At 52.0% G+C, this 15,135-nt stretch carries 14 protein-coding genes; 3 read left to right on the top strand and 11 right to left on the bottom strand.

Annotated features, from left to right (window positions below; all coding sequences use genetic code 11):
* Positions 1–342: 342 nt before the first annotated feature.
* The 8 genes from QMG16_RS00425 to QMG16_RS00460 form a co-directional block, all read right to left on the bottom strand.
* Positions 343–1,665 (bottom strand): phenylacetate--CoA ligase family protein, encoded by a 1,323-nt coding sequence (locus QMG16_RS00425; protein ID WP_281791709.1) that lies wholly within the window; start codon positions 1,663–1,665, stop codon positions 343–345.
* A 6-nt stretch (positions 1,666–1,671) separates the two neighbouring features.
* Positions 1,672–2,397, bottom strand: coding sequence for an ABC transporter ATP-binding protein (locus QMG16_RS00430; protein WP_281791710.1), 726 nt, complete (start codon positions 2,395–2,397; stop codon positions 1,672–1,674).
* Positions 2,398–2,475: 78 nt separating this feature from the next.
* Complete coding sequence (locus QMG16_RS00435) at positions 2,476–4,338, bottom strand: branched-chain amino acid ABC transporter ATP-binding protein/permease (protein WP_281791711.1); 1,863 nt, start codon at positions 4,336–4,338, stop codon at positions 2,476–2,478.
* Between the two features lie 73 nt (positions 4,339–4,411).
* Positions 4,412–5,326, bottom strand: coding sequence for a branched-chain amino acid ABC transporter permease (locus tag QMG16_RS00440; RefSeq protein ID WP_281791712.1), 915 nt, complete (start codon positions 5,324–5,326; stop codon positions 4,412–4,414).
* 42 nt (positions 5,327–5,368) lie between these two features.
* Positions 5,369–5,908 carry a 2-oxoacid:acceptor oxidoreductase family protein gene (locus tag QMG16_RS00445; protein ID WP_281791713.1) on the bottom strand — a complete coding sequence of 180 codons (540 nt, stop codon included), beginning with the start codon at positions 5,906–5,908 and terminating at the stop codon, positions 5,369–5,371.
* Positions 5,909–5,980: 72 nt separating this feature from the next.
* The gene (gene iorA, locus QMG16_RS00450) at positions 5,981–7,828 is read right to left on the bottom strand and encodes an indolepyruvate ferredoxin oxidoreductase subunit alpha (protein WP_281791714.1); all 1,848 of its coding nucleotides are present in this window, start codon (positions 7,826–7,828) and stop codon (positions 5,981–5,983) included.
* A 489-nt stretch (positions 7,829–8,317) separates the two neighbouring features.
* Entirely contained in the window at positions 8,318–8,836 is a 519-nt protein-coding gene (locus QMG16_RS00455; RefSeq protein ID WP_281791715.1) for a hypothetical protein, read from the bottom strand.
* A 41-nt stretch (positions 8,837–8,877) separates the two neighbouring features.
* Positions 8,878–9,222: a hypothetical protein gene (locus QMG16_RS00460; RefSeq protein WP_281791716.1), complete on the bottom strand. Its 345-nt coding sequence runs from the start codon at positions 9,220–9,222 to the stop codon at positions 8,878–8,880.
* Between the two features lie 325 nt (positions 9,223–9,547).
* Between QMG16_RS00460 and QMG16_RS00465 the strand changes: the two genes are divergently transcribed.
* Entirely contained in the window at positions 9,548–10,741 is a 1,194-nt protein-coding gene (locus QMG16_RS00465; protein WP_281791717.1) for an HD domain-containing protein, read from the top strand.
* A 55-nt stretch (positions 10,742–10,796) separates the two neighbouring features.
* On the opposite strand, the gene tmk is transcribed toward QMG16_RS00465, so the two are convergent.
* The 3 genes from tmk to QMG16_RS00480 all read right to left on the bottom strand — a co-directional run bounded on the left by tmk (position 10,797) and on the right by QMG16_RS00480 (position 13,222).
* Positions 10,797–11,450, bottom strand: a complete 654-nt coding sequence (gene tmk / locus QMG16_RS00470; RefSeq protein ID WP_281791718.1) for a dTMP kinase — start codon at positions 11,448–11,450, stop codon at positions 10,797–10,799.
* A gap of 62 nt (positions 11,451–11,512) precedes the next feature.
* On the bottom strand, positions 11,513–12,100 hold the full coding sequence (locus QMG16_RS00475) for a dUTP diphosphatase (protein WP_281791719.1): 588 nt from the start codon (positions 12,098–12,100) through the stop codon (positions 11,513–11,515).
* A 114-nt stretch (positions 12,101–12,214) separates the two neighbouring features.
* Positions 12,215–13,222, bottom strand: a complete 1,008-nt coding sequence (locus QMG16_RS00480; protein ID WP_281791720.1) for an FAD-dependent thymidylate synthase — start codon at positions 13,220–13,222, stop codon at positions 12,215–12,217.
* A gap of 324 nt (positions 13,223–13,546) precedes the next feature.
* On the opposite strand from QMG16_RS00480, the gene QMG16_RS00485 reads away from it, so the two are divergent.
* Positions 13,547–14,332, top strand: coding sequence for an ABC transporter ATP-binding protein (locus tag QMG16_RS00485; RefSeq protein ID WP_281791721.1), 786 nt, complete (start codon positions 13,547–13,549; stop codon positions 14,330–14,332).
* Entirely contained in the window at positions 14,329–15,105 is a 777-nt protein-coding gene (locus QMG16_RS00490) for an MlaE family lipid ABC transporter permease subunit (RefSeq protein WP_281791722.1), read from the top strand. Before QMG16_RS00485 ends, QMG16_RS00490 begins: the two co-directional genes overlap by 4 nt.
* The last annotated feature ends 30 nt before the right edge of the window (positions 15,106–15,135 follow it).

Here is a 15,135-nt window from a genome sequence, read left to right on the forward strand (position 1 = left end):
CTCGAATTTCCAGGTTCTTGGCAAATGTCAGTATGAAAACAAGGCTTCCACTTTAGAGCAGGCAAAAGCGAAGCCTTGCCCACCGGGAGGAGCCGAAGGGAGCCCGCCGGCATTGCGGTGAGCCGGAAAAAGGCCCTGCTTATCCCACAGAAAGAACCATATTCTTTTTGAAGCTTCCTTGCAGGATTGGAATGATGCCCTGCCGTATTTTACGGACGGCTCGGATGTTTCGCGAATTTCAGCTCGTATGTCAAGAGCCTGAAAGTGTTTTGTTGAAAATATTTTCTCCAGGCGTTCCATCCTCTGGGAGGAGGAATGAGTGTGATGGCGGCTTTCCAAGGGTCAATCCAGAGAGCAAAAGGGGGTAGCACTCCGAAAAACGGTCTTGTGGTAAAGCCCTTCCTTGGGAAGGCGTTCCGGTTCGACCAGTTGAATTCGAGCTCCGAGGCCGAGAACCCGGCGGATATGACTTCTCAGGAGTTCGAGGTACTGCGATCGGCTGCTTCCCGTCAAATCCTGATCTACAGGCCGCACCACAAGAATATCCATTTGCTGACCGATGCCGTAACAGGTGTGAATGACCAGGCGGTAATCCTCCAAATTGGGGTCGGCGTTGCGCAGGATTTTTTCCACATCATCGGGATAGAAAGTGATGCCCCGAATGGAAATGCGATTGTCCGTTCTGCGCAGGATAGGGGTGATACGCGTCCAGGTGCGTCCACAGGAACATGGGGTTTCGCGCAGAACCGTGATGTCGCCCGTCCGGTACCGGATGAGGGGGTACGCTTCGGCGGTGAGTGTCGTGAGAACGAGCTCCCCTTCCTGGCCCGGTGCGACCCGTTCTTCTGTGACCGGATGAATGACTTCCGCAAAGAACTGATCTTCTGCCAAGTGTAATCCTTCCTTGGCCTCACATTCCCCCGCCACACCCGGCTCCACCATTTCCGTCACTCCGTAAAGACCGTACACAGGAACCTTCAAAACCGATTCGAGACGTTTTCGGGTGATCTCCGAGAGGGGTTCCGGACCGAGAAGGACGAGGCGCAGATGCAGGTCCGAGGCATCCTTTCCCTGCCGCTCCATGGTCTCCACAATGTGGAGCGCAAAGGCCGCCGTTGTGGCGAGCACGGTTGAATGGAAGTCCTGCATGATTTGCAATTGCAGGGTGGCGGATATGGTCGCGGAAGGCGCCAGTGTGGCTCCCAAAGCTTCTGCAGCGTGATTGAAGGTAAAGGCCCCCGGAAAGAGGCTGAAATTGTAGGCCACCTGCAGGATGTCCCGGTCCGTGATTCCCAGCTGTTCATAGACGCGCACCATGAGCGACTGCCACATGGCGACATCGTGTCGGGTGAAGCCGATTATGATGGGTTTTCCTTCATCACGCAGGGGCGGCGTGGTGATCTTCAGCCGGACAATGCTCCTCATGGGTTCTGCGAAAAGACCGTAGGGGTAATGCTCCGTCAGATCATGACGCGTGGTGAAGGGAAATTGTTGCAAGTCTTTGAAGGTAGCCACATCTTCGGGAAGAAGGCCCAGTGAATCCATGCGCTGCCGGTAGAAATCCACATTGAAGTATGCCCGGTTGAGGGTCATTTGCAGCCTTTCCATCTGCAGATGGCGAATGGCGTCCCGCGATAAAGAATGGAGGGTATTCCGGACCATCATTATCCCCTATTTTTCCCATTTGTGTTGGTAGTCTTTGCCGAGATATGCCCGCTGAACGTCATCGTGTTCCATCAGTTCTGCGGCTTTACCCGAAAGAACGATGCGTCCTGTCTCCAGCACGTAAGCGCGTTCCGCAATGGCGAGGGCTCCCATGGCATTCTGTTCCACCAGAAGGATTGTTGTTCCCTGTTGTTGAAGGGTTTGGACGGTTCTGTAGATTTCTTCGACGATGAGCGGGGCCAGTCCCATGGATGGTTCGTCCAGGACCAGAAGTCTGGGTTTGGCCATCAAGGCCCGCGCGATGGAGAGCATCTGCTGTTCGCCTCCGCTCAATGTTCCCGCTTTTTGCCGTTGACGGTTGGAGAGAATGGGAAACATTTCGAACATATCACTGAGGGCCGATTCCACGTGTTTTCGACCGTAGAGATATCCGCCGAGTTCGAGATTTTCCAATACGGTAAGATTCGGGAAGAGTTGCCGTGCTTCAGGAACGTGCACAAGGCCGAGGCGGACGATGCGCTCCGGCGCCATCTGCTGGATGGGAGTGTCCATGAAAAGGATTTCACCTTCAGAAGGTTTGTGGACTCCGCTGATGGTGCGCAGCAATGTGCTCTTGCCCGCCCCATTGGCGCCGATGAGCGATACGATTTCTCCCCTGGCCACGTGAAATGTAACCCGGCGCAAAACCTGTAAGGAACCGTGCCGTGTCGATAGCCCCTTTACTTGTAACACCCTATTTCTCACCCCTCCGCTTATGCTCCCCACACGAATAAAATGAAAACTTTTGATCATCATGTGGGAGTGCAATTATCAATCGTTTTTCTTCACGCCCAGATAAGCGGCGATCACCTGCGGGTTCTGCTGTACTTCCCTGGGAGTTCCCGTGGCAATACGGCATCCGTGCTGCAGAACCACCACCCGATCGGCAATCCGCATCACCACGTTCATGTCGTGTTCCACCAGGATGATCCCCATTCCCTGCTTTCGCAGAAGGGTGATGTATCGCACTAGCAATTCGCTTTCCCTGGGATTCAGGCCACCGACCGGTTCATCCATGAGAAGGATGCGAGGCTGAAGGGCAAGGGCACGGGCCATTTCGAGCAGCTTTTGTTCCAGAAGGCTCAGTTGCTGTACCGGCCAATCGGCCTTATCAGCCATTCGAAAATCATCGAGCAGGCTCAGAGCGTTCTCGCGCAGGCGACTTTCCTCACGCCTCTCCCCGGCAGTGTGCAAATAGGTGGAAAAGAAGCCGGAAGCTCCTTGTACGTGATATCCTACGAGCATATTTTCCAGTACGCTGAATTGATGATAGACCTGCACCGCCTGAAAGGTGCGTCCAACCCCACGGGCTGCGATTTGAAAGGGGGCCAGCCCCAGGATGCTTTTCTCTTCCAGGAGGATCTCTCCTTCCTGGGGCTTGAGAAGGCCGGAAATAACATTGAGGAGGGTCGTCTTCCCGGCTCCATTGGGGCCGATCAGTGCAACGATTTCTCCACGGTCCACCTCCATGCCTACAGACTGGAGCGCCTGCAATCCTCCAAATCCCAGTGAAATGTCCCGAAGGTTTAGAACGGGCGGCCTTCCAGGTGAATTTGAAAGGGTAGAGTTTGTCTCCTGCAGCGATATTGATGGATTGCCCACCGATTCTATGTCGGAGAGGACTTCCGGGAACACTTCTCTTTTGTTCTTTTCCCCTTTGGATGTATTGTCAATTGATGCCTCCCGTTTTTTCCTCCGTCCGAAACTGATGAGAAGGGGCAAGAGGCCTTGGGGACAGAAGACCAGTACTCCCATAAGAATCAAGCCATAGGCGAGGATATAGAAGTCTTCAAAATGACGGAGAAGTTCCGGCAGAAAAGTGAGGAGTGCGGCGCCGGCCAGCCCGCCCCAGAGGCTTCCCATGCCGCCCACTACAACCATGGTCACCAGTTGGACGGAATAAAAGATATCGAAGGTCTTGGGACTGATGAAAGTGACGTAATGAGCGTAACAGAAGCCTGCAAATCCCGCATAAACGGCGCTCAGCACAAAGGTGACCACCTTGTATCTGAAGGTCGGAATACCGAGAGCTTGAGCGGTGAGGTCCTTTTCATGAATGGCCTTGAGTGCGCGTCCGATGCGTGAGTCGTTGAGATTGAGCGTGAGGGCCAGCGCCGCAATCAGAATTCCCCAGATGAAAAAATAGAACTGCCGGTCTGTACTCAAAACGAATGATCCCAGATGGAGCTTGGGAATGCCTGGAAATCCCGAAGGTCCTCCCGTCAAAGGTTCCATCTGGTTACACAGGATGGTGACGATGATGTTGAACCCCAGGGTGGCCATGACCAGATAATGTCCCTCCAGCCTGAGCGTGGGCAGCGCCACGAGAAGGCTGGTGAGACCCACGAAAAGAATGCAAAAGGCGAGAGACGCCACCATCGGCCATTGCCAGGTTGTGCTTGCAATGGCCGAAAGATAGGCTCCCAGGCCGTAGAAAGCGGCATGCCCCAGGGAAACCTGTCCAGTGGAGCCGATGAGGAGATTGAGGCCGAGGACCACCAGGGCGTTGAGAGCCATGACATTCAGGACGAGCAGAAAATAATCGTTGCTGAGCCCGAAGGGGAGTGCTCCGAAGGAAAGGGCCATGAGCAGGAGTGCCCGCCAGTCTTTGGGAATAAAGATCAAACGGCTCATTCCCTATTTTCCAAACAACTGCGTCATGAATTTATCGAAAAGTTTGTCGGCCTTTTTGTTCTCCTCCATAGGATCAAAGCCTCTTCACTCGGGCACTTCCAAAAAGCCCGGCCGGTTTCACAAAGAGAATCGCCAGAAGGATGAGGAAAGCGATGGCATCCTTGTAGGCTGAGGAAATGAGGCCCGCTCCGAAGGACTCCAGAATGCCCAGCAAAAGCCCCCCCACGACAGCGCCGACGGTGCTTCCATATCCTCCGAGAATGGCTGCCGCAAAACCCTTAAGTCCGAGCATCAGACCGGCATCGTAGCTCATGCTGGTGATAGGGGTGACCAGAATCCCCGCCAGAGCCCCCAATGAACCGGCCAGGGCGAATGCGAAAGCAACCAGTCTGCGCACGGAAATCCCGAGGAGCAGCGCTCCATAGGGGTTGTCGGCTGCGGCCCGCACGGCTTTTCCCAGAAGAGTGCGATGAAAAAAAAGATACAGGAGGCTCAGCACGACGAGGGAAATTCCAAGAATCCACAGAGTCTGGGGCATGATGGCCGCGTTCATGAAAAGAATCGGGTTTTCTCCCCCCAGTGAGGGAAAAATGTGAGCGTTTTTTCCCCAGATCATCATACCGGCTCCCCGAAAGGAAATGGATGCGCCCACCGTGATCATGACGAGAGTCAGGATATCGCGATTCCTGGAATGACGGATGGGACCCTGTTCCAGTGCAACGCCGATTACACCCACCGCAGCGACGGAAATAAGAAAAGCCAGAGGCATGGGCAGGTGTGCCACATGATAGAGGGAAACCATCATCATGGCTCCGAGCATGACGAAATCCCCCTGCGCGAAGTTCACCAGCCCCGTCGCATTCTGAATCAGGCAGTATCCGAGGGCGATCAAAGCGTAAATGCTTCCCGTGGTGACGCCCGAAACGAAGAATTGCGGAACCAGGTACCAGAACATGAAGAATGAATGCTCCCAAAGATATAAACCCATGAAAGAAGTTTCTTTCATGGGAACGCTGTGCTTGTGGTGGATTCAGATCTTTTGAGCTTCCCTCGCTCCGGCCTGGAATGCCTTGAGGGACTGTTCAAGCCGTTTACCACCCAATTTTTGGAGCGTCTTTTCAATCTGTTCCGGCTGACAGAAGAGAGTGCCCGTCCCCACGGCGAAGCCGAGGAGCACCAGATTTGCCGAAATAGGGGAGCCAAGATCTTCGGCGATCCGGGAGGCGTTCAACGAGTGTTTTTCTTCCGGCTGAGGCACATTGGAAATGGTCGTGCCGTAACGCTTGAGGTAGAAACTGTGAGCTCGCACCGCGTCTGGGTGCAGCGCCAGGAGAATGTCCGCTTTTCCGGGCCGGATCAACGGGCTGGTGATTCCTTTTCCGGAGGCCTGGCCTGAAATCTTGAGATGGCTGATGACGTTTCCTCCTCGCTGAGCCATCCCATGGGTTTCTGAAATGAGTACGGAATAACCCAGTTGCAGAGCGGTCTCTGCAAGGAGTTTGGTGATAAAAAGGACGCCCTGACCTCCGACACCGCTTACGATGATTTGCTGCATTTTTACCTCGTTCATGGATTGCCCCTCACTGCCTGAATTTCCACTGCAGTTTTCGCTGCTGATTTCTGGTTTGGTATCGCGCTTTTTTCACTCGTTCTTTGGGACCACGGTCAGAGCCCCGTGTGGACAGACGTGCACACAAACTCCACATCCTGAACAAAGGGAACTGTCAATGCGGATAGGTTCCTTTTCTCCCTGAGATACCAGAGCAGGACATTCGAACTGTTTGATGCAGAGGCCGCACCCCTTGCATTTCTCATTGACGGTGACTTCCCGGCGGATCCGACTTGCGCTCTGCGCACGGTCCATGAGACAGGGATGCTTAGCTACCACAACGGCGACTCCTCCCTTTTCTGACCGTGTGTACCCCCCTGCCTTTTTCAGCAAATCGATGAGTGCATCCAGTCGGTACGGGTCTTCCACCTCCACAAAACGCACGCCGCATGCCTTCACGATTTCAGGAATGGAAAGCTGGGGCACCGGGGTTCCATCGAGGGTATGTCCCGACGCCGGAGTGGGCTGATGTCCCGTCATGGCTGTCGTGCTGTTGTCCAGAATGACCAGAGTGAACCGGGCCCCCTGCACTACCGCATTGATGAGGGCGGGAATACCCGCATGAAAAAAGGTGGAATCTCCTATGGTGGCGCAAACGGCGGGGGCTCCTTCAGGTGGAAGAGTCCGGTATGCATGATAAAAACCTGCAGCCTGGCTTATGGATGCTCCCATGCAGAGTACCGTGTCCACCGCTCCCAGGTTTACTCCCAAGGTGTAGCACCCGATGTCTCCAGGGTAAATTCCTTTGGGAAATGCCTTTTTGATGGCAAAAAAAGTGGCCCGGTGAGGACATCCGGCACAAAGTGTGGGGCGTCTTCCGGGAAAATTTGGGGGTTCGATGCGGGGAGCCGGAGGCAAATGAGCAAAGGTGCGCACGATCTCTTCCACCGCTTCCGGGAGCAGTTCACCGGCGGAAGGAACGGTGCCCGTGATGCGACCGAAGACTTTTTCCCGGTTTTGGAGCTGTAGTTCGATCACGGGGTCTGTCTCTTCCAGGACCAGGATTCTGTCATACTGTGAAAGGATTTCATCCCTGAATGACCGCGGGAGGGGGTAGGGCATGGGAACCTGGTAGATGGGGATTTTGGTCCAAAGTCCAAGATCCATCATGATTTCTTTTGCATGTGCGAGGACCACTCCTGAAGCCACAATGCAGATGCGGGGCTTCTCAGCGGTAGCAAGCGCGATTTCGTTGAGAAACTTTGGAGCCAGGGAAGGTTCCCTGGAGATGTTGGACAGTTTTTCATTCAACTGCCCGTGCAAAATGAGCCGGAATTTTGGAGTGGCCGCCCATCGAGTGGGATTCTTCTCGAACTGGGGGGGGGGGTCTCCCGTGGGGAAGGGACGCAACTCCATGTCCTGCCGTGCGTGGCACACTCGGGTGGTGGGCCGGAACATCACAGGAATTTCATATTGCTCCGACAGGGAAAACGCCTGTGGCAACATGTCCCGGGCTTCCGCGGGCGAGGAGGGATCCAACACGGGAACTTTGGCCATCATGGCCAGGAATCGGCTGTCCTGCTCGGTCTGGGAACTGTGGGGACCCGGGTCGTCGGCCACTACGAGCACGAAGCCGCCTTTGACTCCCGTGTAAGCCGCGCTCATGAGAGGGTCCGCAGCCACGTTGAGCCCCACCTGTTTCATGATGGCCACCGAACGCCGCCCCGCAAAACTATTGGCCAATGCCACTTCGAAAGCCACTTTTTCGTTGATGGACCATTCCAGGTGAAGCTGCAAATTTTCTGCTTTTTTCAGCTGAACCAGGGTGCTCAGAACTTCCGAAGCGGGTGTGCCCGGATAGGATGTTGCCATCGTGCAGGCAGATTCCGCAAGACCCACTGCAATTGCCTCGTTTCCAAGAAGGATCTTTCGTGCTGTCAACTTATTCTCCTCACCCAGATGGATCGTCTCTGTTCAGAATCATTGGAAGTTTTTGGATAGTAATGCACGACATCTTTCCCGGCTGGATATGTGGACCCCTCGCAGGGTTCCACACGCATTCTGTTTCTTGTGGACTCTAAGGAGCCTATCCAAAAACTCGCAGTGTCATTGCCCCCCCTTAGTCCCCCCTCGAGGGGGGACTAAGGGGGGGCAGCGCCAGGGATAAGTTTCCAGATAGGCTCTAAGCCGTTGCGCCGGATGGGCTGATTTTCTAACAAAGCTCTCGGGCTGGGTCAAGGAGGAAAGGGATGAATTCAGGGGATGGGCTCTTTGCCTGGTTCGTGCCGGCTTGCATCGCGCGTAAATGTGGAGTCCGTGGAACCCTGGAGGCACAGGGATCGAAGAGAAATTCTAGAAAAATTCCAAATTCTTCCCTGTGCCCTTCGGGTCTCTTTGGCGAATGGCGAAATATCAGGATCCGTCAACTTTCTAAAAGCAGCTCGGTACACGAAAAAGTTTCTGTGCTTCTCTTTGTGACCGAATGATGGGATTGTATTTTCTTTCTCTTTGAATTCTCTCCACGTGTATCTTTTCATTGACCCAGGATAGCCGTACCTGCTGGTACATGTTATTCAAAGTGCTCTGGTGGTTCGGGAGGCGCAAATGGGTAAACCGGATCATTTGGTCTTTGGACCAATGTCTGGGATAGTATTCGAGCGGGTCAAATTCATAAAACCTGTCCATGACCATGGATCGAACGATGACGTGGCGTGGAGGAGAAATAATGGCTTTCTTGATTCTTTTTTCAATTTCGTGGATGGTGCGGCGACTGAGACCGTTACCCACCACCTGCGTGGGGAACTCGTCTCCATCGGGCTGGTTTCCGAAGTTGCGCTTCACCACGGCGAGATCATTCACCAGGCACCGCGCATCCCAAAAATCCAGGTCGGTGAAGACGTGATATTCGTATTTGGTCTGACTCGGGTGACAATATATGATGCGTGCCATGGTTGTCCTCCTTTGTTACGGAAAGCTAAGACTGAACGTAACTACTTGCAACCACAACCACAACCGCAACCGTCGGAGTCGCTTTCGGGTTCGAGGATCATGATGTTTCTCAGTCCGTAACGATCCAGCAGGTTCCGGATCTCTTCCGTCATTAAATACTGCACAAAAGTTTTTTCCATCTGAGGTACTTTTTTAGCATAATCTTCCACTGTCTCGGCCATGAGCGGATAAGTACGGGAGACGAAAAGGGTATCGAATTTTTCGTTTTGTTGCGGATTGCTCACAAAACATAACGGGAACCATATTTCTCCCGTTTTCATGAACCCTACATAAAACATGTCGTCTTTAGATTCTTCCAAAAAGGATGTGGATTCTATCAATTCCATGGTATTTCCTTTCGAATGCCAAAAATTCTTGGATGTTGGATCAATACCGCATTTTGCCCATATACTTCGGAATGAAAATGGCGACAAGGAAAAGAGAAAGAGACATACACTCGGAGTGAGACGTGCATTCTTACAAAATCGGAGAGTTGCGGGCATATCCGGCAATGGAAAACTTTATTACTTTAACCGCGATCGGTTAGTCTTTCAAGTATTGACGGAAGGCATTCGAATATTCTCGGTAATGAGGCGAGTAACAAGAATTTTCATGCTGAAAATATGCCCGATGTTCTGTACATCTAAAGCTTGATTCTCATGGGGGTGTACAATGATCAGGAAAGGTTTGCTGGACAGGTTTTTTGAAGCAGCGAGCATTCAAAGATGGAACGATCATGTAAGGCCGGTTGAATTCACGGAACTGGACAAGCAGGCTCACAAAATGATCATCGCCTATGTGATTGGAAAGATGGAAGAAGATGAGCGGAAGACGGTGGTGGACTGGAGGAAGCTCATCGAGGGAGGGATTTTTGAATTTCTGCAGCGGGTCATTTTAACGGATATCAAGCCTCCTGTTTTCCATAAACTGATGAGCGAGAAGGGAAACGAACTGAACGAGCTGGTACTCAAAAAATTGCAGGATGATGTTCTGTCCGTCAAGGGAGATTTCAGCCGGAAGTTCGAAAGCTACCTGTTTGACCAAAACTATTCGAGGCTGGAAAAAAGACTGCTGCGAGCCGCTCACTATCTTGCGACCAATTGGGAGTTTCAGATCATTTACAATACCGCCCCCTTTGTCTACGGAATCGATCGAACGAAGGAAGAAATAGAAAATCAGATTGAAGACCATTACGATTTGATCGGTGTGCAGAAAATTTCTTTGCGCAAAAAATCCTTTGGATTCATCGACCTGTGTGGACAGTTGCGGTTCCAGCAACGGTGGGCTCAATCGCCGCGAGTCCCCAAGACATCCGTCCTCGGGCATATGCTCATCGTGGCCATGATGTCTTACTTCTGTTCCGTGGAGGTCGACGCTTGCGACAAGAGGATCTACAACAACTACTTCGTGGGACTCCTGCACGATCTGCCGGAAGTGTTGACTCGCGACATCGTCTCTCCCGTGAAGAGTTCTGTGGAAGGTCTCGACGAAATCATAAAAACCTACGAACGGCTCCATCTGGAAGAACGCATTCTCCCCCTGCTCCCGTCTTCCATATGTCATGACATCAAGTATTTTTTGGAAGAAGAGTTTCAAAACAAAATCATAGAAAAGGGGATCATTTGCAAGGGATTGACCAGCGAGGAGCTGGCTTCAAAGTACAATGAGGATCGATTCTCCCCGGTGGATGGTGTCATCATCAAGGGGTGCGACAAACTGGCTGCTTTTATCGAAGCGGCGCTCTCCATCAATCATGGCATAAAATCCCAGCCGTTGGTCGAAGGTAAAAGATATATGTATGAAATCTATAAGGGGGCCGTAATCGGGGGGATCAACTTCGGGCAGATTTTTGATGACTTCAATTGAGTGCCTTGTTCGGCACTTTCCGGCATCGTACATTCATGGAGGCGTATAGCCGCTACTATTGCATTTTTCGGGAGAGGGGTTCCCAGAATTTTTTTCGAAATTCTTCCAGGACTTGATCCAACGGGTTTGCGGCATTGAGCACGATGAAGCGTTGTGGTTCGCCTTTGGCCAGCTCCAGGTAACCTTCCCTGACCTTTTGATGGAAGGATTCCTTCTCCTGTTCCATGCGGTCCGGTTCTCCTTCCCGTCCCTGCATCCTCTGAAAGGCCACTTGTATACTGCAATCCAGCAAAACCGTTCGATGCGGCCAGAGGCCTTTGGTGGCCCAGTCCTGTATCCGGCGGAGGGCTTGCAAGTCCATACCTCTTCCGTATCCCTGGTAGGCGAGGGTGGCGTCGATGTAGCGGTCGGAAAGAACCCATTTCCCCTCTTTCAGCGCCGGCGAAATGATCTGAGCGGCCAGCTGGGCCCGGCTGGCGGTGTAAAGGAGGACCTCCGTCTCTTCATTCATCTCGGCATGAGCCGGATCCAGGAGCAGGTCCCTTATCTTTTCGCCTAAAGGGGTACCCCCCGGTTCCCGCGTTCGAATGTGCGGGATTCCTACGCCTTCAAGCCATTGGCTGAGCTTGTCCATGAGAGTGCTTTTTCCACACCCGTCGACACCTTCAAAACTGATAAATTGAGCAGGAGGACAAGATTTTGTTTTCATTTGAGATTCTATTCCTTCGAGACGGAGCCGCCAGCAATGCATCTCGAAACGGCTTTGAAAATTCATGCGTGAATGGACCGATTGTCCGCTTCCGTTTTGGTGTCTTCGTTGTAGTCTTGTTCCTGCCTCTGGAAATTGATTCTGTTTTTTTCAAGATAGATCTTTTTGACCGTCTCCAAGTCCATATGAAAAAGGGCGCAAAAATCTCCGAAACATTTCCAGAGATCCAGGACGGCCTTCCTCGCTTTTTCGGGCTTGAATCCGCCGCCTTTTGCCCACCACTTCCATTTCAGGCTGTTCTGAAGATCGTCCAGAGCCAGAAAAGTTTGAATGGCGCAGGACGGAAAAGCGGATTCGTCCAGGTCATGGCCGGTAAGAGAAACCTCGGAAGGTTCCACCTGGACGATATGAGAGAGACTCACGAGAAAGTGGAGCATATCGACCACTTCGATCTTGCCGTTTGAGGATCCTATGCCGAATTCCTGGACCTCCCTGATGAGTTCTGCAAGTTCCGCAGAGAGCGCTTTTCTGTAATTTTCAATCCAGACGGGTTTCTTTTCGGCGTCTCTGATGGTGTTTTCGTAATCCAACCCGATGTTTTTCAAAATATGCACACCGAGCTGCCATTGAAGATCGAAGATCTCTTGCATTCCGAGTCCTTAAACCTTTCATCTTGCCTGTGGAAATCTGTATTTCCTGGGTATGCGGACCAAAACCGTTCCAATCTTCTTTCCTGAAGGATGAGGGTGGTTTCCGGAAGGTTTTTAAAACAAATCAATGGATTCAAAATATTTTCTGACTTCCTGTGCAATGAACCGAATTCTGGGATGAGCCTGTTTCGAATCTCTCAAGGCAATGAAATGTTTCCATCCGCTCCATCTGCCGCTGACCATAATCTCGCTCTTGAGAAGGTTCGGAAGAATGTCCCTTGCGGTCTGCGGTTTGAGTCCGCGCTTGAGGTCTTCCTGATACCACTTGAAGATGGTTTCCGCCCGCTGGATCCACATCTGCACAAGGGGATTGCGTGCCGTGAAGGAACCCTTTTGGGCATCAAAAAAAGGCTCCAGTTCTTCTGGAAGAATGACGGTCATTCCCTTGTTTCCATAGTTGACGTAGCGCGTGCTTTCCTGGGTAAAGGACAAGACGCGGTGCCTCACCACCTCATGAGTGATTCCCCGGTCGCAGATGAATTTGAATACAAAGACGGGGAGGTCCGAATCGGGATCCTGTTTGAGGATCCCCATCTGTTCCTCTTCCCGAAGAAGGGAAACACGGTATTCCGGACCCTCGAAGGATGTTTCCGGAGCTTCGAAAAGATTGGGATAAAAGCGATTCAAGTGCTTTTGAAAAAAACACGCATAGCGGGGTTCTCTATCCCGGAGGTATCCCACTGTATCGATCCAGCTTCGATAGTTGCCCCCCATGGCAAAGCCGGTGGAAGAGGGGATGGAGGCAAACCGGTGGTAGCCGTTCCGTACTTCCAGACGGTCCACAAGGGATCGCCTGAACGTTTCAATGGGGGGAATCGATGAAGCCGGGCTCCTGCAAACATTTTCCTCTATTCCCAAAACAGCGTTGCTGTGTTCCAGGACAGAGAGATGGCCATGCTTTTTCAACATCAGGACGAAAGATCGGGCCGAGTCTTCAGTGATCTTATCTTCCGATTTGTAAGCCGTTCGACCACAGATTTCAATGAGTTCCAATGCTTGCCGTTCGTCGGCCGGAGCCATGCCTTGCGGGAAAACACGGGTTTTTACAAATTCTATGGCCATGGTGGGGGTCTCCTCCATTGAAAGATTGAGCCGGAACGATACAAGATTTGGGTAAAAAATGAAAGAACGATCGTCGTCGTTCCTCTTCGTGAACCATGCTATACATTTTGAAGTCGGAAAGGTTTCTCGCTTTTTATCGATGCCGAATTGCTGTATACTTTGTCGATTAATGTGTAAGAGTATGATGGGATCTTTTCTGTCCATAAGAGCCTGTGCGAAAACATCTCTCGCCCTTTGGGAAGAGGGCCGGAATGAGAGATTTTTCGGATAAGCGCTGAGCGAGAAAGATCCTTTCTTTTTTGTTGAAGGTTGTAAAAATTCATCATGATTAGAGTAGAAAATCTCGTTAAGACGTATAAGAACCTCCATGCTTCAGACCATATTTCTTGCCGCTTTTTGGAAGGCAGGATCACTGTCATACTGGGCGGCAGTGGATCGGGCAAATCCACGTTGCTCAAGCAGGTGGTGGGTTTGGAAAGACCGGATTCCGGAAGGATCTTTTTCGGAGAGAGGGAACTGACGGGTGCATCCAGGAAAGAACTGTACCAGATCAGGAAAAAGATGGGGATGCTCTTTCAGGGGGCCGCTCTTTTCAATTCCCTCAATGTTTTTGAGAATGTGGCCTTTCCTTTGAGAGAACACACCCGTTTGGCCGATTCCGTGATTCGCACCATGGTCAAGATGAAGCTCGAACTGGTGGGATTGCGAGGCATGGAAGAATTGATGCCGTCTCAGCTTTCCGGAGGAATGGCCAAGCGGATCGGGCTGGCGCGGGCCCTCATCATGGATCCGCGGGTGGTGTTCTACGATGAACCCACGTCGGGGCTGGATCCCATTTCCGCGGGTGTCATCAACAAGCTGATCGTCGACTTCAACAAGGCCCAGGGCGTGACTTCCGTCGTAGTTTCCCACGATATCGCCTCTTCTTTTCAAATCGCAGATCATATTATTATTCTCTTTTATGGGAAGAAGATCGTTGAAGGAAGTCCAGAGGAAATACAGGCCAGTGATGATCCGAGGGTTTTGCAGTTCATTCGTGGGGAACCGGAAGGGCCGATTCCCTTCAACCGTACAGACAAGGACTATTTCGAAGATATATTGATCTCATGAATGCATTAGAAATTCCTGCTGTGGCAGGTCGTTGGACGATGGATACGGTTCGCTTGGCGGGCCGGAGCGTTCTCTTTCTCCTGGAATGCCTTTTATATGGATTTGTGCGTCCCTTCAAAATCAGGAGGATCACTGAACAGATCCTCTTCATCGGAGCCAGGTCTTCGGTGATCATTCTCATCACAGGAGCGTTCGCGGGCATGGTTCTGGGCCTTCAGGGATACTACACTCTCAGAAAGTTCGGTTCCGAAGGGTTGCTCGGTTCCGCTGTTGCCCTCTCCATCATCCGCGAACTTGGTCCCGTATTGACTGCCCTCATGGTTGCGGGAAGAGCGGGTTCGTCCATGACCGCCGAGATCGGCATCATGAAAATCACCGAGCAGATCAACGCTCTGGAGATGATGGCGGTCAATCCCCTCAAGTTCGTTGTCTCTCCCAAGCTCTTCGCCGGTTTGATTTCCCTGCCTCTTCTCACAGCTTTTTTCGATGTTATTGGTATAGGCGGGGGATACCTCGTGGGAGTGCATCTGCTGGGTGTCAATTCTGGATCGTATTTTGGCGAGATGATCAAGGCCGTGGACCTTGCCGACATTACCGGCGGGTTTTATAAGTCCATCGCATTCGGGCTGGTCATATCGTGGGTATGTTCCTTCATAGGGTATACGGCCGAAGCCACGACGGAAGGAGTTGCTTCGGCCACGACCAATGCCGTCGTAGTCACATCCGTTGCAATCCTCATATTGGACTATATTCTCACTTCCTTTCTGCTTTGAAAAATCTCCATGGCCTTTTGGAGAGAAGTT

It is taken from the genome of Desulforhabdus amnigena (assembly GCF_027925305.1).
In the GTDB taxonomy this organism is placed as follows: Bacteria; Desulfobacterota; Syntrophobacteria; order Syntrophobacterales; family Syntrophobacteraceae; genus Desulforhabdus; species Desulforhabdus amnigena.

Bases quoted from the DNA above. Each gene is read 5' to 3' on its own strand.
- QMG16_RS00435 (WP_281791711.1), bottom strand. From the start codon at position 4,338: ATGAGCCGTTTGATCTTTATTCCCAAAGACTGGCGGGCACTCCTGCTC.
- QMG16_RS00440 (WP_281791712.1), bottom strand. From the start codon at position 5,326: ATGGGTTTATATCTTTGGGAGCATTCATTCTTCATGTTCTGGTACCTG.
- QMG16_RS00485 (WP_281791721.1), top strand. From the start codon at position 13,547: ATGATTAGAGTAGAAAATCTCGTTAAGACGTATAAGAACCTCCATGCT.
- QMG16_RS00490 (WP_281791722.1), top strand. From the start codon at position 14,329: ATGAATGCATTAGAAATTCCTGCTGTGGCAGGTCGTTGGACGATGGAT.
- tmk (WP_281791718.1), bottom strand. From the start codon at position 11,450: ATGAAAACAAAATCTTGTCCTCCTGCTCAATTTATCAGTTTTGAAGGT.
- QMG16_RS00445 (WP_281791713.1), bottom strand. From the start codon at position 5,908: ATGAACGAGGTAAAAATGCAGCAAATCATCGTAAGCGGTGTCGGAGGT.
- QMG16_RS00480 (WP_281791720.1), bottom strand. From the start codon at position 13,222: ATGGCCATAGAATTTGTAAAAACCCGTGTTTTCCCGCAAGGCATGGCT.
- QMG16_RS00455 (WP_281791715.1), bottom strand. From the start codon at position 8,836: ATGGCACGCATCATATATTGTCACCCGAGTCAGACCAAATACGAATAT.
- QMG16_RS00425 (WP_281791709.1), bottom strand. From the start codon at position 1,665: ATGATGGTCCGGAATACCCTCCATTCTTTATCGCGGGACGCCATTCGC.
- QMG16_RS00475 (WP_281791719.1), bottom strand. From the start codon at position 12,100: ATGCAAGAGATCTTCGATCTTCAATGGCAGCTCGGTGTGCATATTTTG.
- QMG16_RS00465 (WP_281791717.1), top strand. From the start codon at position 9,548: ATGATCAGGAAAGGTTTGCTGGACAGGTTTTTTGAAGCAGCGAGCATT.
- QMG16_RS00460 (WP_281791716.1), bottom strand. From the start codon at position 9,222: ATGGAATTGATAGAATCCACATCCTTTTTGGAAGAATCTAAAGACGAC.